Below are 16,546 nucleotides of genomic sequence, written 5' to 3' on the forward strand. Positions count from 1 at the left end.
AATAACATGAACAATAAAATGATCATAGGGAATACTGAAGCACTTTGCTTACCAGAGTTAGGGATAACTGGACTACATACACGTGTTGATACAGGGGCTAAAACCTCTTCTCTACACGTAGACAATCTACTATGTGTAAAAACAGACGGTGAGAACTTCGTGGAATTCGATCTTCACCCAGATGTGTACCACCTAGAAGAGACAGTACGCTGCAAGGCGAAGCTGAAAACAAGTAAGAAAATCAAATCATCTAACGGCGAAGTTGAACACCGTTGTGTGATTGAAACCATGCTAAAAATCGGCGGTCAGCAATGGCCTATCGATATCACGCTAAGCAACCGTCAAGACATGACTTATATGATGTTGCTTGGACGTCAAGGCATGAGTGACAAAGTGATTGTTGACCCAGCGGGTGAATTCCTGCTGACTCACTAATCCGAGTCATCGTAACCGCTCCACAGGTTATAACTAAAGCTAGTCACAACGATATAAGGCCAGTCTCATGACTGGCCTTATTGCGTTCTATTCTCGAATTTCTATTTGCTGCTTTTACTTTGGGCTTATCTATTTCTTGGATTTACCATGAGACTGGAAACCAAAACGCCAAATCGATAACAGCAGTTTCTTAGCTTTGATTTTGGTTACCCGCCAATGTGTCACAGGTCTTCTTGGAGCACTCATCAATAAGTGTTCAAAGGCTGTCTGACTAAAATCGACTTGTCCTCCATGCGCCACCAGCAGGGTATCAAGCTGCATGTCATAGATTCGAGATACTGACTCTCGGTACTTGTTAGGATGAAAGATAGGGAAAGGCGGAATCAATTTCTTTTTCACTTCCACCATTAGGTCTGCTACATAGGCAACGCTGTGAGATGGGCAATAGACGGAAAGATCTCTGTCGGTATGACCCGGAGTTTCTAAAACCAACCAGTCATCAAAACCCGGAATGCTCTCACCATCTGATAACTTGTAGTCCGGCTTTAACTTCCTCGAATACCATAGATTTGCTTTAGGCTTCCCTAAGCGATTAGCCATCCATCGTGCTAGCGCCAGGTCCGTCAAATGCATGAAGATACCATCAATTCCGTGATACCAGTCTTTGTCTCGATTTGCTGCCACCAAGTTACAGTTCGTTAGCCTTCTGAGCTGGTGCGCGGCCCCTGCGTGATCAGGGTGCATGTGTGTCACCACAACCGTGTGTAGATCAGAAAAATCACGCATAAGCTCAGTTTCAATGAAAGTCTTCAAATGCGGGATGTCGGCTCGACATGCGCCATCAAGCAACAGTAATTTGTCTGGATACTCCACCAAGTACATGTCTTGGATGTAACCTTTAATGGTATGCAGCTGCAAACCTACTCCTTGTTATAAACCAACTGGTCAGACCTATACCATAGCAAACTCACGGCCAATTGTGATCATTTTGTTAATAGCAACATCTATAACCCCTTTATTTTCATGGATTATGAAAAACACATCTCCCAGAGAAGAGAAAAAACTTTACATAATTCAATGACTAACTAGTGAGCCACCGTTACGAATAAATTCACTCCCAAACATATTTCGATTTTTGTCGAAATATTTATTGACGGTCTAATTTCGCGAGCGTATATTTCGACTATTCCAGAAATATAGAGAAAACAAATTATGACTATTACACAAGATATGGTTATGGATACCTTAGGTATGTTCGGCTTCTTAGCGGTTGAATTGACACTACTATTCCTATTGATCAGCTACGTCGTAGGTGTACTGCAGGAGTACATTCCACCAGAGAAAATACAAAGCATTCTGAGTGGTAAAAATGGTAAGGGTTACTTTGTTGCAGGCTTATTGGGCGCTATTACCCCATTCTGCTCATGCTCAACGATTCCATTTTTGAAAGGTCTACTGCGTGCAAAAGCAGGTTTCGGCACCATGATGGTTTTCCTATTTGCTAGCCCACTTTTAAACCCAATTATCATCGGCCTATTCGCCGTGACATTTGGTCTTAAAGTGACTGTGTTCTACTTTGCTATCGCAATGGGTGTATCAGTTATCGCAGGTTACACCTTAGAGAAACTTGGCTTTGAAAAATACGTAAAACCAGAGGCTTATATTGCTCCTGAAGCGAAAGGCTGTGCTTCTTCATGCGGCGCAAAAGCAAAACCTATCAACAAATGGGTAAGAATTTGGAACAGCACATGGGCTGACTTCAAAAAAGTGGTTCCTTACCTAATCGGTGGTATTGCTCTTGGCTCAATGATTTACGGCTTTATGCCAACGGAGTTTGTGGCAAGTGTAGCAAGTGAAGACAACCCATTTGCGATTCCAGTGGCGGCTGTAATTGGTATCCCACTGTACATCCGAGCTGAAGCCGTGATTCCTTTGAGTGCAGCATTAGCAGCGAAAGGCATGGGACTTGGAGCAGTAATGGCGTTGATCATTGGTAGTGCTGGTGCGAGTTTAACTGAAGTGATTTTGCTTAAATCTATCTTCAAAAACAAAATGATTGCAGCGTTCTTGTTCGTAATCTTGAGCATGGCAATTGGCGCTGGTTTCTTGTACCAATTCATCTTCTAACCCTAAAAGCACACTCTCTTGAGTGTGCTTTTTCCAGTATCAAAGAATAGAAAAAAGAACAGACAAACAAGTAGATAAACGAATCACTCAAGAAATCAAAGAATCAGAGGTGCAACATGGTTGAGCAAATCATTATTATCGGCGCAGGCCAAGCGGGTCTATCTACCGCCTACTATCTAAAAAGAAATGGGCTCAACCCACTCATTCTTGATGCGAATCCAACGCCCGGCGGCTCTTGGACAAAAGGATGGGACAGTTTGATGTTGTTCTCACCAAAAGAGTACAGCTCGTTATCTGGGTTGATGATGCCGAAAACTGAGCTCGAATACCCGAGCCGCAACGAGATCATCAGTTACTTAGATCGCTACGAAAAACATTACGACTTTAGAATCGAACGCCCTGTGCAAGTGCAAAATGTTGAGAAGAAAGATGGTCTGTTTTACATCACTACCGACACTGGTGTTTATCAGTCTCACGCTTTGGTGTCAGCGACCGGTAACTTCTCTAGCGCATCGACTCCCTACTTTGAAGGCATTGAACAGTTCAAAGGCGAGCAGATTCACTCCAGCGAGTACCAAAACAATAAGCCGTTTGAGAAACAAAATGTAGCGGTGATAGGCAGCGGCAACTCAGGCTCTCAGATCCTTGCGGAAGTGTCAGAAGTCGCCAACACACACTGGTTTACCAATCGTCCACTGCAATATCTTGATGATGATTTAGATGGCCGATACCTGTTCGACCTTTCAACCAAACGCTACTATGCGTCTTTGAAAGGCGAGACACTTGAGAATACTGACGACTTTTCCAAAATAGTCATGACGCAAAGCGTGAAAGAAGCCCGAGATCGAGGCGTGCTGATCAAAGAAGAAGACATTATTCGCTTTACCGAAGGCAGCATCATCACCAAAAACAAGACGATCCCGATCGATGCGATCATATGGTGCACAGGCTTTAAAACCCAACTCGATCACTTACAGGGTTTGGAGCTAGACAGCGATCTTAGCAAGATTTCAGACGGTACTCGATCCAATCAACATCAAGGACTGTGGTTTATGGGCTATGGCGAATGGTCAGGGTACGCCTCAGCCACCATTGTCGGCGTTCAAAAACACGCACGAGAAGCCGCTAAGCAAATCAATGAAGCGCTCGCATCAACAGTAAGTTAGCTCGGCCTTCATTCTAACTATCGCTTCATTCTAGTTATCGCCTAATTCGAATTGCCCCTCACAATTAACGCCTCAGCGTTGGCCCAATATGGACTGGTTCTGAGGCGCCATGCAAACTTTCTTCTCTCCAAATTTAGACACCTTCTGCGATTTTATCGTGACGACAAAATACGTGATTTGTTGACCTGAGTTATTAGGACTATATATGCGCCTCTAATTTATTGTCTGAGTGCTATACATGAACCAACTAATCGATGCTCTTTCTACCCAAGGTTACTTTGTTTGGGATGACTTCTTAACGCATGAAGAAGTAGTGGCATTGAGGGATTGCATTCCAGAGAACTGGAAAAAGGCTAGGATTGGCCGTAACGATGAAGTAACGCGAGAGTCGACCATTCGTAGTGACAAAATTCAGTGGGTACGCCGAGACATGGGCGAGCCAGCTTCTCTGTTCCTAGACAAAATGGAGCAAATTCGTTTAGAAGCAAACAAAGCGTTCTTTTTGGGTCTGTTCGAGTACGAAGCGCACTTTGCTAAATACGAAAAAGGCGACTTCTACCAAAAGCACTTAGACTGCTTCAAAGGCAATGAGAACCGCCGTCTGACTACCGTGTTCTACATGAATGACGAGTGGACAGAAGAAGACGCAGGTGAGCTTGTGGTTTACGATCTAAAAGACAATCACATCGCAACCATTCCGCCAAAATCAGGCCGTTTGTTTGTGTTCTTGTCTGAGCAGTTTCCACACGAAGTGCTACCAACCAATACAGAGCGATTCAGTATCGCAGGTTGGTTCCGCATTAACGGCGTGAAAGACAATCAACTCGATATCGCACACTAAAGCGAGAGTTAGGATTAGAGGCTGATAGTTGAAGACTGAGAATTAAAAGCTAAAAACTAAAAGCTATCTTGTCCAAAGTCCGGCAACCTAAGGCCTCTCCATCGAGAGGCTTTGTTATTTTTGGCATAATACGCATCTCTACGAACCATGACGCATCAGAGTCACCGACAAATACATCCCAACCACGATAACCGTTCCCACAAGCCAAGTACTTAAAAACGGTACGCTTGAAAACGATAAGCGTCGTATCAACTTGCGCTTATTAAAATCTGAACCACACACAGCACACGATGATGAGTGTGACTGAATGCTGCCAAATTGCTGATTCGCGGTCCATGCGTGACAATGTTTACAGAAGCGCAATTTGGCACTTTCTTCATGTGCATCCAGCTCCAGTTCAGCGTTGTTTAAGCTTTGGAGCGATAAAGTAGGCACCGTTTCTAACGATGATTTTGGTGATTGATACGACATGATTAAGGTGTCCGATAGCGAGTCATTGATGCCGAGGACGATACTCGCAACGCGCTCAAATAGCCTGTTAAGTGTTATTAAAAACAATGAAACGACATTAATCGAGCTTTAGGTACGGGTTAACCCAACCTTTACGACAATCTAAGCCGCTGAATTGTTAATCAATCTCACTAACATCTAAATTATCAATAAACTTCCACTTAAATAAAATCGAAATGAATCTTTCATAGCAGTGAAACGGTTTAGCCACGTAAGTGAAATACGCCCTGTTCAAGATAGCTTAAAACGACACCCCTACCGTCTCGTTAACACTCTGACTCAATACCCCTACACAGATTTCATCCAAAAGGAAAAGAAGATGAATAAGCTAATTTTGGCAGGCGTTCTTTCTGCAACAGCAGCAATGCCAGCGTTCGCAACGACTCAAGTCACTTGGTGGCACGCTATGGGCGGCCAACTTGGAGAAACCGTCAACAAAATTGCGACTGACTTTAACGCGTCACAAGATGATTACGAGATCACGCCAATTTACAAAGGGTCATACACAGAGACCTTAACAGCGGGTATCGCGGCCTACCGAGCAGGCGAAGCACCAAACATTTTGCAAGTCTTCGATGCAGGCGCAGCAACCATCATGAACGCTAAAGGTGTCGCGAAACCAGTACAGGATATTCTGGTTGATTCGGGCTACAGCTTTGATTCAAATGATTACCTAGTGGGTGTCCGTAACTTCTATGCCGACAACCAAGGCAAGATGGTTGGTATGCCTTTCAACAGCTCGACACCGGTTCTTTACTACAACAAAGACCTTCTTGCGGAAGTGGGGGCCGAAGCGCCTAAAACTTACGAAGAACTCGAAGTGGTTGCAAAGAAGCTAAAAGCAGAAGGCCACATCGCCTTTTCTCAATCTCTGACGCCGTGGATCATGTTCGAGAATTTTAAGTCTCGTCATAACCTACCGGTCGCTGACCAAAACAACGGCTACGACGGCCTATCGACCAAGCTGATGTTCAACACCAAAGACATGATGATGCACGTCAGCAAGATGAAAGAGTGGTCAGATTTAGGTTACTACAAGTATTACGGCAGTGATTGGGATGCAAACCAAACACCTTTCGAGCGTCAAGAAGTGGCAATGTGGATGGGTTCTTCTGGTTCATTCGGTGGCTTACGTAACCGCGTACCTTTCGAGCTGGGTACTACTTACCTTCCCTACTGGAAATCAGTTAACCCAGACGCAGGCTTGACCTTCATTGGTGGTGCGGCTTTGTTTGCTCTGAATGGCCACGACCAACAGCAAGACAAAGGCGTCGCGGCGTTCTTTGATTACCTAACCAAACCTGAAACCCAAGTTTACTGGCACAAAACCACGGGCTACGTTCCGGTAACGACAGCAGCTTATGACCTAGCGAAAGAGTCTGGCTACTACAAAGAACAACCAGACGCAGAAGTGGGTGTTAAACAGCTGAGCCTAAAATCAGGCGAATGGACTAAGGGTTATCGTTTAGGTTACTACCCTCAGATTCGTGAAGTGATGCATCGTGAGTTCGACAACATCTTTGCTGACCGTTCTAGCGTCGAGAACAGCCTAGACAAAGTAGAAGATGAAAGCAGCAAGCTATTAAAACGCTTCGCTCGAACCATGAACTAGATAGGTTGATGAGCTAGCCCAGTGTCATGGACTGGCTCTGTTAATGAAAAAACAGTTCATTCCTCCTCACTACTTGTCCATCACCTTGAATCAATAGAGTGATAACGAGTCGTGAGGAGATTCTTCACTCACGCCATTTCTTGCTCCAAAAACTACAACTCAACTGGAAGCATGCCTTGTTATAGCGCGAGTGGTCACGGTAACTAACAGTGGTTCAAGCCACTCATTTGGGGATTACCCTGTGGAACGACGTCAGCAATTTTTTCACTCTCCACTGCCTTACTTATTTTTGGCGCCTCAGATACTCATCATCGCGGTTTTCTTTATCTATCCGGCGGCAAAGGCGGTGTATCTGTCCTTCATGCTGGAAGACCCTTGGGGCACCTCTTCGCTCTTCGTGTGGTTTGAAAACTATCAAATGCTATTCGAATCGAGTGAGTACCTAAGCTCGATTGGCTTCACCCTGATGTTCGCGGTTGTGGTGTCTTTCTTATCGCTAGCGTTGGCGCTGCTGCTCGCCGTAAAAGCCGACAACATCATTCATGGCCAAGGGACTTACAAAGTCACTCTCACTTGGGTATATGCCGTGGCTCCAGCGATCGCAGGTGTTATCGGTGCTTTCCTGTTTAACCCGCACATTGGCGTGTTCACCGAGATATTTGCGGTGGTGGGTTGGGATTTCAGTTTCCAAACCGATCCTGTGGATGCCACGTTCGCTCTGATATTGGTATCGGTGTGGAAGCAAGTCTCGGTGAATTTCATCTATTTTCTGGCTGGTCTTCAATCAATCTCGTACGCGGTAAAAGAAGCGGCAATGTTGGACTGTGTCAGCGATTCAAAACGCTTCTGGACGATTACCTTCCCGCTACTCGCACCTACTGGGTTTTTCCTGTTGGTCATCAACCTCACCTACTCGTTCTTTGAAACCTTTGGCGTGATAGACACCATGACCAATGGCGGCCCGGGCGGAGGCACAACCTCGCTAGTTTACAAGGTGTATCGCGACGGTTTTGTTGGCGCGGATTTGGGTGGTAGTTCGGCACAATCGGTTGTGTTGTTGCTGTTAGTACTGACACTCACGTTTATCCAGTTTCGCGTTGTTGAAAAGCGTGTTCATTACTAGCCCATCACGGCTAGGTTTTAACGCGACAGGAGTTATTCATGAAAAGTAATAAGGTCTCTGACCACCTGATTTTAATTGCTGGGATGCTGTTTATGTTGGTCCCTATCTGGCTGATCTTCGCCAGTTCGACCCATAACCCAAACACCATTGTCAGCGAAGGTTTACAGTGGTTACCGGGCGATAATTTTACGAGTATTTATAGCGAAGCTTGGAACAAGAGCATGGGCTTTAGTGGCGACGTCACCGCCAGCAAAATGATCGCCAATTCGATGATCATGGGGTTAGGTTTTGCGATCGGTAAGATCATCATTTCGATGATGGCTGCGTTTGCTTTGGTCTATTTCAGACTGCCTTACGCCACGGCGTGGTTCTGGTTGATCTTCGTTACTCTATTGCTGCCACTAGAGGTTCGTATTATCCCGTCTTATGAAGTGGTTGCAGGGCTTGGACTTCTCAATAGCTATACCGGTTTGATTCTGCCTTTGATCGCCTCTGCCACCGCAACATTCTTCTTTGGGCAGTTTTTCAAAACCATTCCTGACGAATTGCTTGAAGCCGCTCAACTAGATAATGCAGGCCCATTTCGATTCTTTGTCGACATCTTGCTGCCGCTGTCTAAAACCATGATCGCCGCGATCTTCATCATCATGTTTGTGGTGGGTTGGAACCAATACCTTTGGCCGATCATGATGACGACGGATGAAGGCTACAACACCATCGTGATGGGCATCAAACAAGTACTCAATAACATTAATGAAACCAGTTTACCGCGCTACGACTATGTGTTCGCCATGGTGATTTTAGCGATGTTGCCACCTGTTTTAGTGGTGGTTGTATTTCAGCGTTGGTTTGTAAAAGGGCTCGTAGAAAGTGAAAAATAATAACGAAACAACTCAAATGAACGATAACCGAATCCAGTCACTCGATGAGTATAAGACGTCTCACCAGACTTATCCCCAAAAGACAGAGGACACTTCTATGCCTATTCGTAATCACTCGTTAGCTCACAAGAATGCTGGTAGAGGACATAAACTCAAGGCCAAGACACCTGCTATGCTGGGTATCAAGAACTTGGTGAAGACGTATGAGAACGGCCATCGAGCTGTAAAAGATGTCTCACTTGATATCGATAAGGGCGAGTTCCTTGTATTAGTTGGTCCTTCAGGCTGCGGCAAGTCTTCAATTCTGCGTTCTATCGCAGGCTTGGAAAGCATCTCTGGCGGTGAGATTCACTTAGGTGGCCGTCGTGTTGATAACGAAAAACCGGCACAGCGTGATATCGCCATGGTCTTTCAGAATTACGCGCTCTACCCTCACATGACGGTATATAAAAACCTGGCTTACGGTTTAAAGAACCGAGGCGTCAGCCAACATGTGATTGAAGAGAAGATTGAGAAAGTCGCCAAGACACTCAAAATCGAAGAGTACCTAGATCGTAAGCCTGCCAAGCTCTCAGGTGGACAACGCCAACGTGTGGCAATGGGTCGAGCGATCGTACGCGACCCGCAACTGTTCCTGTTTGATGAACCCCTGTCTAACCTCGATGCCTCGCTGCGTGCTCACATGAGATTAGAAATCAAAAAGCTGCAACGTGAACTCGGCGTGACCAGTGTTTACGTGACTCATGACCAAGTAGAAGCTATGACGCTGGCAGATAGAATTGTGGTTCTCAACAAAGGTCAGATTGAACAAGTCGGCACACCAAGAGAGGTCTACCACCAGCCGGCTAGCACCTTTGTTGCGAGCTTCATTGGCAGCCCCGCAATGAACTTTTTACCCGCCACACTCGATGACGGCTATCTTGAAATTGGCGACCAACAGATGTACTTGCCAGAGTACGCACACGTTAAGAACACGGAAATAACGCTTGGCATTCGCCCTGAACACTCTGAGGTTTGTTCCGATTTAATGATGAACACCTTACCTCTTGAACTGCGTATCAGCGTGGTTGAGCCATTGGGGCCAAATCAACTGGTTCACGGCCTTGTGAACGATCAGCCTTTTATCGCTGTTACCCCAGAAACAACCCTATGCCAAGCGGTGCCACTCGGATTAAGCATCGACAAATCCAACCTGCATATTTTTGATGGCCGCGGGAAGCGTATTCAACCAAATAACTTCACCTCACAAGAGTTACACGAAGAGACAACAAGCTTAACGACGGCTCTAGCTTAATGGAGTACACTGATATTTAATGCGTTTTTACGGTGCGTCTTTAAGAAGGATTAATTATGTCGTCTATCATCGTAGGTCATCGGGGTGTAGCAGGTACTCACCCAGAAAATACCAAAGCAAGCATTGGACAAGCCGCTAAACTCGGTTTGAAATGGATTGAAGTAGATATTCAGCCAACTCAGGATGATCAACTTGTGGTTTGTCATGACCACACTCTTGAGCGCTGCAGCGATGGCAAAGGGCGTGTTGATGAACATACCCTTGCCGAATTGCGTCAGCTCGATTTTGGCAGTTGGAAGTCTGAGCAATTCGCTGGAGAGAAAATACTGACGCTGGAAGAGCTACTCGCGCTTGTTGAGCAGTACGATCTCAGCGTTAACCTTGAGATCAAAGTCGATAGCCGACACCAAGCGCCTCACGTGGTGGATCTGCTGCATTCAGAACTGATTCGTTCAAACCTCGATACCGACCGAGTGCTGCTTTCAAGCTTCAGCCATCAAGTGGTTGCTGAAATGGCTCGTCACCTCCCAAGGTACCGTGTCGGTGTGATCACAGAGCAACTGACGCAAGACGATTTACTGCTGATTAATGAAGTAAAAGCGTTCAGCTGCCACATGAATTACGAACACGTGATTCAGAACGATCTTGATACGCTCAGCGAAGCGAACATTCAAACATGGTGCTACACCGTAAACGATCCGTCTCGCTTCGAATTCCTCTCAAGTGTGGACGCGGTATTCACTGATTTCCCAAATAAATTCAGCTCGATAAATTGACTCTGCAAATACTATAAAAGTAACCCTGAGAGACTTTAAAATTAACCTCTAGAAACCTCAAAATTAGGTAGCAAACACAAGTGAGTAGGAGTACATTCCGCTACTCACTTGGTTTCATTAGCTCGCTCTATTCAGACAGCTTCATTGGTTACTTAATTTATGGATCTCATTTTTAGTCCAACTTTCCCAATTTTGGGTGCGATCTTCATTTTCGCCGCTATTGTTCGTGGCTTCTCAGGTTTCGGTTTCACCTTAGTGGCATTGCCATTAAGTGCGTTGTTCGTGCCTGTTATCGAATTGGTTCCTGTTTTCATGTTGATCGACCTACTCGGCAATGTTCAATTACTGCCTAAGGTTCGAAAGCACGTTAACTGGCGCTGGGTTTCAAAGGTCTTTATCCCTTGTTTTGCCTTCACACCTGTTGGCTTACTTCTACTGAAATCGGTTAGCCAAGACACGATCATCTTGATCATCAGTGCCTTCATCTTTGCGTCTGCACTTATGATCTACAAAGGTTTTCAGTATAAAAGCGAACCAAGATTTGCCCCTTATATTCTAGGTAGCCTTGCAGGGATCATGAATGGCGCGGCGTCGATGTCAGGGCCTCCGGTTGGCACGCATGCATTAGCAAGCCCAGTCGCTCCGCACATTGCCAGAGCTGGACTGATTGCCTTCTTCGTTTTGGCGGATTCGAGTGCATTTGTTTCAGCATCCATCGCTGGATTGGTCGATCGTGATGTGGTTTGGCTGACTCTTGTGCTCTTGCCAAGCAGTATGTTTGGCGGCTATGTGGGATCTAAACTGTTCGAAAGATTTGGTGGAGAGAAATTCAAGCCCGTGACTATTGCGCTGCTTATCGTGATTGCTATTTTCAGTGCAGGCCGAGTCTTACTGTAACGAACTTGATAAGGTTTAAAGTCACTCTATAAAAAGAGTTCTGGAAATGGGTGCCAATATCTACCATTCGATATGGATAGGGGTGCCCATTTTTACGAGTTGAATAAACTCATCCATGTCTTGATTGGTTAGTGCGATACAACCATCCGTCCAATCAAAGCTTTGAATGAAGCTCGGTGAACGACGCTCACCATTCTTGATACCATGGATTTTGATGTTCCCACCAGGGTCGACATCATTATTTTCTGCCCACTGCCTGTCCGAAGGTTGCGGGTAGTTGATGTGCACTGAGCGATAGAAATCTGACTCTTCCATCACATAGTCGAGTTGGTATTCCCCTTCAGGCGTTCGGTTGTCCCCTTCAAAGCGTTTATGCCCTTTTGGTTGCTTGCCTAATGCAATTCGAAATTCCTGAATCACCTCATCCCCTTTCATCAGATACATTCTACGTTTCGACTTATCCACTTTGACCAAGGTAACTACTTGCAGCAATGGATCTATCTCAGGGACATCATCTGGTACGTTGTAAAACTGTCGAGATGAGCTTTGAGGTGGACGTTTAGATGAGCCTTGAGAAAGCTGAGCAACCTGTTTGTCTGAATCATTGTTAAGCACATCATCGACAATAATCACATGCTGAGAATTTGAACCTGCTGAAGAGGAAGAAGAGGTTGATACACGCTGAGAATGGGAAGGTGCAGACTCAAACACAATGGTTTCAATCGCAGTCGCGTCAGACACTATTTTCTCAACCACAACCTTGTTGGCTTCCGGTGACGGAACATATTGCGGGGTATCGGTAGCAGAGGCTGTCACTGAATAAAGCAGCGAACTCGATAAAAGCATACATAATGTTAAAGGCAAAAAACGACGCACCTTTAGATCTCCTCAAAACTCATGGACATGGTTCGAGACTGAGTTTCCATTCCTAGCGACTCATAGAAACTTTGAGCTTGTTGGTTAAACTCCATCACCTCTAACCTAAGTTCTATCGCACCTCTCGCTTGCGCCCATTGGTTGAACGACTTCATTAATGCGCGCCCAGCCCCTTGGCTCTGAACCTGATCGCTCACTACAATGGTATTTACTCTTGCTACCTTGTGTGACTGGATAAAACTGACGCCTTTATTCTGCGTTACTTTACCCGCTAAAAAGCCAACCACTTGCTTTTCATCCACTGCAACAAAGAACGCGCCAGTTGGGTCAATCATCAAGCCTAGCCAATACTCTTCACTGTCTGCAAAGCTTTGAGAAGGTGGCGCAAATACCATAGGCGCACCAAGATGATGTTGACGATTTATCTGATCAGAGAGCGCTAAGATCGCGTTAATGTCAGTTACCTTGGCTGTCCGGATTTGCATATCATCACCTTGTTTGAATTCAATAACACCTTAGCAAAAATGGCTTAGTTGTGCACCGTTACACTGGTCAACTCAGACGCTCTGTGAAGAAGGATTATTAATATTAGGCACTAAGTTTGGGGAAATTGTTCCGTAAATCTCAAGCACATTGCCCGCCTTTGAGTGCTACTATCTCTGCAGAATCAATACACTAACGACTGGATACCTCTATGATTAAGTTCGCTGTAATTGGAACCAATTGGATTACACAAAAATTCGTTCAAGCTGCACATGAATCACAATCGATGCAGTTGGCTGCGGTTTATTCACGAAACCTAGAGAGCGCTGCGCAGTTCGCACAAGAATTTGGTGTTGAAACCACCTACGATTCACTCGATGCATTAGCCAATGACAGCACGGTCGAAGCTGTGTACATCGCTTCACCAAACTCACTGCACTGCGAACAGTCCATCTTCATGATGGAACACGGTAAACACGTTATCTGTGAAAAGCCGGTCGCATCAAACATTGATGAAGCAACACGCATGTTCGAAGTCGCTGAGAAAAACGGCGTGGTGTTGTTCGAAGCGTATAAATCTCAATTCCTACCAAACTTTAAGCAAGTCCAACTCGGCCTACAAAAGATTGGCAAAGTACATAAAGCGCACATCAACTACTGCCAGTATTCATCGCGTTACCAGAAATACCTTAACGGCGAGAATCCAAACACCTTCAACCCAGCTTTCTCGAACGGTTCATTAGTCGATATTGGCTTCTACTGCGTAGCTGCAACGGTTGCTCTGTTTGGTGAGCCGGAAAATGCTCAAGCTTCAGCAAAGCTGCTTGAATCAGGGGTAGATGCGCATGGCTGTGCGATCTTCCAATACCCTGAGTTTGACGTGACTCTTGCTCACTCTAAAGTCAGCGACTCTTACGCGCCAAGCGAGATCCAAGGTGAACAGGGAGCGATCATCATCGATCATATCGCAGAATGCACCAACGTTAAGATCCGCTACCGTGATGGCAGCATTGAAAACCTCACTCAAGCGCAAAGCGAAAACTCAATGAGCTACGAAGCACAGACCTTTGCAGGTTGTATTGAGGGTGATAAAGAAACTCAAGCTCAAGCCAAACTGCGAGCTTTAACCGTTGCCAAGTTAATTACAGAGATGCGCCAACAAGTTGGTGTCGTTTATCCAGCCGATAAATAACATCACCATTAGGTTAACCAGCTGATTTTTAACAAATACCGATTTATGCATAACTAAATTTAATCTTTACGACAAACAACCGGATTAGTCGATTGGGATACCATCTGTTTAAATCCGCGTTCGATATCTATCGTATTAATTTAATTTATTGAAGGTGTGTAAAGTGTTTTCAGTTGATGATCGCGTTGTAGCAACAAAAGGTGTTGAGCTAGGTGAAATGGTTGTAATTGGCCTAAGTGCTGGTGGCGGCTACGTTCACGTTACAACAGTAGAAGGCGCAATAATGACGCTTACTTACCCTGCAAAAGACCTTAAAAAAGCATAGTTTAACCGCTCTGCTCTTTTAGTAGTCACTCTGCTAAAGGTAACAAAATTGAGGCCTTGGCTGATTTCACTCTTCTGCATTAGAGTGAACAGCCAGGGCCTTTTTTATGCCTGCAATTCCTTAATAGCCTTCCCATTACTTTACTCGTTGCAGTAAAACCGAATCCAACAGACAATAGAATCAATCAAAAAGTATTTACACCAAGTGCTTATTGTCTGTTGATGCTTAGTATTCGCAAGACTTTCTGGTACATTAGCATTATCTTATATTTATAATGACCTGAACTGAGGGAAGCTATGAAGCTTTATATTTACGACCACTGCCCTTTCTGCGCAAGAGTAGCCTACATTGCTCAATCTCTAGGCTTGGACATCGAGCTTGTCTCTGTCGATTATGATGACGCCCAAACGCTTATCGATCTTATCGGTAAAAAGATGGTGCCTGTATTACAAAAAGACGACGGTTCTATCATGGCTGAGAGCCTAGATATCATCGCCTACTTCATGGACTTAAAATCAAGTGACGAGCAACGTGTGCCATCAGAACAAGTCACTGTGTTCCAAACTCGCGCATTTCCACTAAGCCAGCGCATCGGTTTGCCACGTTGGTGGAAACTGGATCTTGCTGAATACCAATCACCAGCAAGCAAAGAAGCGTGGCGCGCAGCCAAAGAGACTGAAGAACTCAACTTCGATAAGCTGATTGAACAAACGCCGCAGTTTGTTGAACAGATTAATCCGCTTCTGAAAGATGCAGAGCTACTTCTGAACCTAGAAAATGGTGAGTCGTCACTGCCTCTTATCGATCAAGCTGTGTACTTCTCTATGTTGCGCGGTTTCTGTGTTGAACCAAGCATCACATGGCCACAAGCTCTAGAACGTTGGTTAGAGAAGCAAAGTGAAACGTTGAAGTTGTCTTTACTTCGCTAAAAGCTCTCTCTGCTTCGCTAGCGCGATTGCAACGAGCACAAACAAAAAATCGAAGCTCTCAGGTACAGCCCTGCTAGCTTCGATTTTCTTTTAGCTGCCCATTCTTTCTATCTGACCAAGCCTTTTTTTTATGCCAAGCTCGTGTTACACCAAGCTCTTGTTACTACAGCAGGCGCCTTCTCAAACCAGTTCGCTCCAAGATTCGTGTCGAGATCTCTTCGACCGATAATGAAGATGTGTTGATGTAAGGTATCGCTTCTCGGCGGAACATCGCTTCTACTGTTTGTAGCTCATACAAACATTGCGAATCACTCGCGTATTCACTGCCCGCTAAACGGTTCTCACGAATCTCAGTCAGCCTTTCTGCGTCAATCGTTAAACCAAACAACTTGTGTCGGTAAATCTCGAACTCAGGCAGTAGCTTCAAGCGCGCTAAATCATCATGGATGAATGGATAGTTCGCTACGCGCAGACCAAACTGCATCGCCATATACAAGCTTGTTGGCGTCTTACCGCTTCGAGATACACCTAACAAGATTATGTCGGCTTCTTCCAGCCCTTTGAGCGTGATGCCATCATCGTGCGCGAGAGTGTATTCAATCGCAGCAATACGGTCGAAATACTTAACCGAATCTTTGTTCACACTGCGTGAACGTTGCAGTTTAGGCACAGGTGCCATCTGAATATCATCCTGAACCTTCTGAACGATGCTTTCCAACACGTCATAGCAGTGCGCTGGCGCTTCAAGCAGTTTAGCCTTGATATCTGGAATCACGATTGAAAAGAACACCAATGGTTCGACTCCATTATCGCGATACGAAATTTCGATCTCTTTTAATAAATCAGAAAGTTTGTCCTCACTTTCCACAAACGGAAAGGTTTTTTCATTGGCTTTGAAAGGGAATTGACCTAGAACAACATGCCCTAAAGTCTCACATGTTATGGCCGTTCCATCAGAAACATAGAATACATCACGACTTTGAATATCAATTTGCATTTTTTATTTAATGTTTAAAATTATTTTGAGTAGGATGGGAACCATAATATATATAACAAAACCCTGCTGACTATTACGTCCC

18 protein-coding genes are annotated in these 16,546 nt (G+C 45.1%); 13 read left to right on the forward strand and 5 right to left on the reverse strand.

Annotated elements, in window-relative coordinates; all coding sequences use genetic code 11:
- Positions 1-6 precede the first annotated feature (6 nt).
- Positions 7-435 carry an ATP-dependent zinc protease family protein gene (locus OCV12_RS24480; protein ID WP_176680023.1) on the forward strand — a complete coding sequence of 143 codons (429 nt, stop codon included), beginning with the start codon at positions 7-9 and terminating at the stop codon, positions 433-435.
- A 129-nt stretch (positions 436-564) separates the two neighbouring features.
- Here OCV12_RS24480 and OCV12_RS24485 read toward each other — a convergent pair whose 3' ends face one another.
- Positions 565-1,353, reverse strand: coding sequence for an MBL fold metallo-hydrolase (locus tag OCV12_RS24485; protein ID WP_261886484.1), 789 nt, complete (start codon positions 1,351-1,353; stop codon positions 565-567).
- A 291-nt stretch (positions 1,354-1,644) separates the two neighbouring features.
- Here OCV12_RS24485 and OCV12_RS24490 point away from each other — a divergent pair, with 291 nt between their 5' ends.
- From OCV12_RS24490 to OCV12_RS24500, 3 genes are all read left to right on the forward strand, one after another.
- Positions 1,645-2,562, forward strand: a complete 918-nt coding sequence (locus tag OCV12_RS24490) for a permease (protein WP_261887131.1) — start codon at positions 1,645-1,647, stop codon at positions 2,560-2,562.
- A gap of 116 nt (positions 2,563-2,678) precedes the next feature.
- Positions 2,679-3,728 (forward strand): NAD(P)/FAD-dependent oxidoreductase, encoded by a 1,050-nt coding sequence (locus OCV12_RS24495; RefSeq protein WP_261886485.1) that lies wholly within the window; start codon positions 2,679-2,681, stop codon positions 3,726-3,728.
- A gap of 238 nt (positions 3,729-3,966) precedes the next feature.
- Positions 3,967-4,569 (forward strand): 2OG-Fe(II) oxygenase, encoded by a 603-nt coding sequence (locus OCV12_RS24500; RefSeq protein ID WP_048663268.1) that lies wholly within the window; start codon positions 3,967-3,969, stop codon positions 4,567-4,569.
- 138 nt (positions 4,570-4,707) lie between these two features.
- Here the strand turns inward: OCV12_RS24500 and OCV12_RS24505 are convergent, their stop codons facing one another.
- Complete coding sequence (locus tag OCV12_RS24505) at positions 4,708-5,040, reverse strand: hypothetical protein (RefSeq protein WP_261886486.1); 333 nt, start codon at positions 5,038-5,040, stop codon at positions 4,708-4,710.
- A gap of 358 nt (positions 5,041-5,398) precedes the next feature.
- Between OCV12_RS24505 and OCV12_RS24510 the strand changes: the two genes are divergently transcribed.
- From OCV12_RS24510 to OCV12_RS24535, 6 genes are all read left to right on the forward strand, one after another.
- Positions 5,399-6,691, forward strand: coding sequence for an extracellular solute-binding protein (locus tag OCV12_RS24510; RefSeq protein WP_261886487.1), 1,293 nt, complete (start codon positions 5,399-5,401; stop codon positions 6,689-6,691).
- A 241-nt stretch (positions 6,692-6,932) separates the two neighbouring features.
- The gene (locus OCV12_RS24515; protein ID WP_261886488.1) at positions 6,933-7,814 is read left to right on the forward strand and encodes an ABC transporter permease subunit; all 882 of its coding nucleotides are present in this window, start codon (positions 6,933-6,935) and stop codon (positions 7,812-7,814) included.
- 38 nt (positions 7,815-7,852) lie between these two features.
- Positions 7,853-8,695, forward strand: a complete 843-nt coding sequence (ugpE, locus tag OCV12_RS24520; RefSeq protein ID WP_261886489.1) for a sn-glycerol-3-phosphate ABC transporter permease UgpE — start codon at positions 7,853-7,855, stop codon at positions 8,693-8,695.
- Complete coding sequence (locus OCV12_RS24525; RefSeq protein ID WP_261886490.1) at positions 8,685-9,989, forward strand: sn-glycerol-3-phosphate import ATP-binding protein UgpC; 1,305 nt, start codon at positions 8,685-8,687, stop codon at positions 9,987-9,989. Before ugpE ends, OCV12_RS24525 begins: the two co-directional genes overlap by 11 nt.
- 56 nt (positions 9,990-10,045) lie before the next feature.
- A complete protein-coding gene (locus OCV12_RS24530) occupies positions 10,046-10,765 on the forward strand; it encodes a glycerophosphodiester phosphodiesterase family protein (protein ID WP_261886491.1) in 720 nt (239 codons plus the stop codon).
- 159 nt (positions 10,766-10,924) lie between these two features.
- The gene (locus OCV12_RS24535) at positions 10,925-11,662 is read left to right on the forward strand and encodes a sulfite exporter TauE/SafE family protein (RefSeq protein ID WP_017629729.1); all 738 of its coding nucleotides are present in this window, start codon (positions 10,925-10,927) and stop codon (positions 11,660-11,662) included.
- Positions 11,663-11,722: 60 nt separating this feature from the next.
- Here OCV12_RS24535 and OCV12_RS24540 read toward each other — a convergent pair whose 3' ends face one another.
- Both OCV12_RS24540 and OCV12_RS24545 read right to left on the reverse strand, forming a co-directional pair.
- Entirely contained in the window at positions 11,723-12,538 is an 816-nt protein-coding gene (locus OCV12_RS24540) for a L,D-transpeptidase family protein (RefSeq protein ID WP_261886492.1), read from the reverse strand.
- A 2-nt stretch (positions 12,539-12,540) separates the two neighbouring features.
- Complete coding sequence (locus OCV12_RS24545) at positions 12,541-13,023, reverse strand: GNAT family N-acetyltransferase (protein WP_017629731.1); 483 nt, start codon at positions 13,021-13,023, stop codon at positions 12,541-12,543.
- 209 nt (positions 13,024-13,232) lie between these two features.
- Here OCV12_RS24545 and OCV12_RS24550 point away from each other — a divergent pair, with 209 nt between their 5' ends.
- The 3 genes from OCV12_RS24550 to grxB all read left to right on the forward strand — a co-directional run bounded on the left by OCV12_RS24550 (position 13,233) and on the right by grxB (position 15,467).
- Complete coding sequence (locus OCV12_RS24550; RefSeq protein WP_261886493.1) at positions 13,233-14,213, forward strand: Gfo/Idh/MocA family protein; 981 nt, start codon at positions 13,233-13,235, stop codon at positions 14,211-14,213.
- 163 nt (positions 14,214-14,376) lie between these two features.
- Positions 14,377-14,538 carry a hypothetical protein gene (locus OCV12_RS24555; protein ID WP_009846296.1) on the forward strand — a complete coding sequence of 54 codons (162 nt, stop codon included), beginning with the start codon at positions 14,377-14,379 and terminating at the stop codon, positions 14,536-14,538.
- Positions 14,539-14,834: 296 nt separating this feature from the next.
- Positions 14,835-15,467 carry a glutaredoxin 2 gene (gene grxB / locus OCV12_RS24560; RefSeq protein WP_261886494.1) on the forward strand — a complete coding sequence of 211 codons (633 nt, stop codon included), beginning with the start codon at positions 14,835-14,837 and terminating at the stop codon, positions 15,465-15,467.
- Between the two features lie 163 nt (positions 15,468-15,630).
- Here grxB and ppsR read toward each other — a convergent pair whose 3' ends face one another.
- Positions 15,631-16,464, reverse strand: a complete 834-nt coding sequence (gene ppsR / locus OCV12_RS24565; RefSeq protein WP_048661622.1) for a posphoenolpyruvate synthetase regulatory kinase/phosphorylase PpsR — start codon at positions 16,462-16,464, stop codon at positions 15,631-15,633.
- Between the last annotated feature and the right edge of the window lie 82 nt (positions 16,465-16,546).

Source organism: Vibrio pomeroyi (assembly GCF_024347595.1).
In the GTDB taxonomy this organism is placed as follows: Bacteria; Pseudomonadota; Gammaproteobacteria; order Enterobacterales; family Vibrionaceae; genus Vibrio; species Vibrio pomeroyi.

Coding starts and splice junctions, on each gene's coding strand:
- OCV12_RS24510 (WP_261886487.1), top strand. CDS start 5,399: ATGAATAAGCTAATTTTGGCAGGCGTTCTTTCTGCAACAGCAGCAATG.
- ppsR (WP_048661622.1), bottom strand. CDS start 16,464: ATGCAAATTGATATTCAAAGTCGTGATGTATTCTATGTTTCTGATGGA.
- grxB (WP_261886494.1), top strand. CDS start 14,835: ATGAAGCTTTATATTTACGACCACTGCCCTTTCTGCGCAAGAGTAGCC.
- OCV12_RS24495 (WP_261886485.1), top strand. CDS start 2,679: ATGGTTGAGCAAATCATTATTATCGGCGCAGGCCAAGCGGGTCTATCT.
- OCV12_RS24530 (WP_261886491.1), top strand. CDS start 10,046: ATGTCGTCTATCATCGTAGGTCATCGGGGTGTAGCAGGTACTCACCCA.
- OCV12_RS24480 (WP_176680023.1), top strand. CDS start 7: ATGAACAATAAAATGATCATAGGGAATACTGAAGCACTTTGCTTACCA.
- ugpE (WP_261886489.1), top strand. CDS start 7,853: ATGAAAAGTAATAAGGTCTCTGACCACCTGATTTTAATTGCTGGGATG.
- OCV12_RS24500 (WP_048663268.1), top strand. CDS start 3,967: ATGAACCAACTAATCGATGCTCTTTCTACCCAAGGTTACTTTGTTTGG.
- OCV12_RS24535 (WP_017629729.1), top strand. CDS start 10,925: ATGGATCTCATTTTTAGTCCAACTTTCCCAATTTTGGGTGCGATCTTC.
- OCV12_RS24545 (WP_017629731.1), bottom strand. CDS start 13,023: ATGCAAATCCGGACAGCCAAGGTAACTGACATTAACGCGATCTTAGCG.
- OCV12_RS24550 (WP_261886493.1), top strand. CDS start 13,233: ATGATTAAGTTCGCTGTAATTGGAACCAATTGGATTACACAAAAATTC.
- OCV12_RS24505 (WP_261886486.1), bottom strand. CDS start 5,040: ATGTCGTATCAATCACCAAAATCATCGTTAGAAACGGTGCCTACTTTA.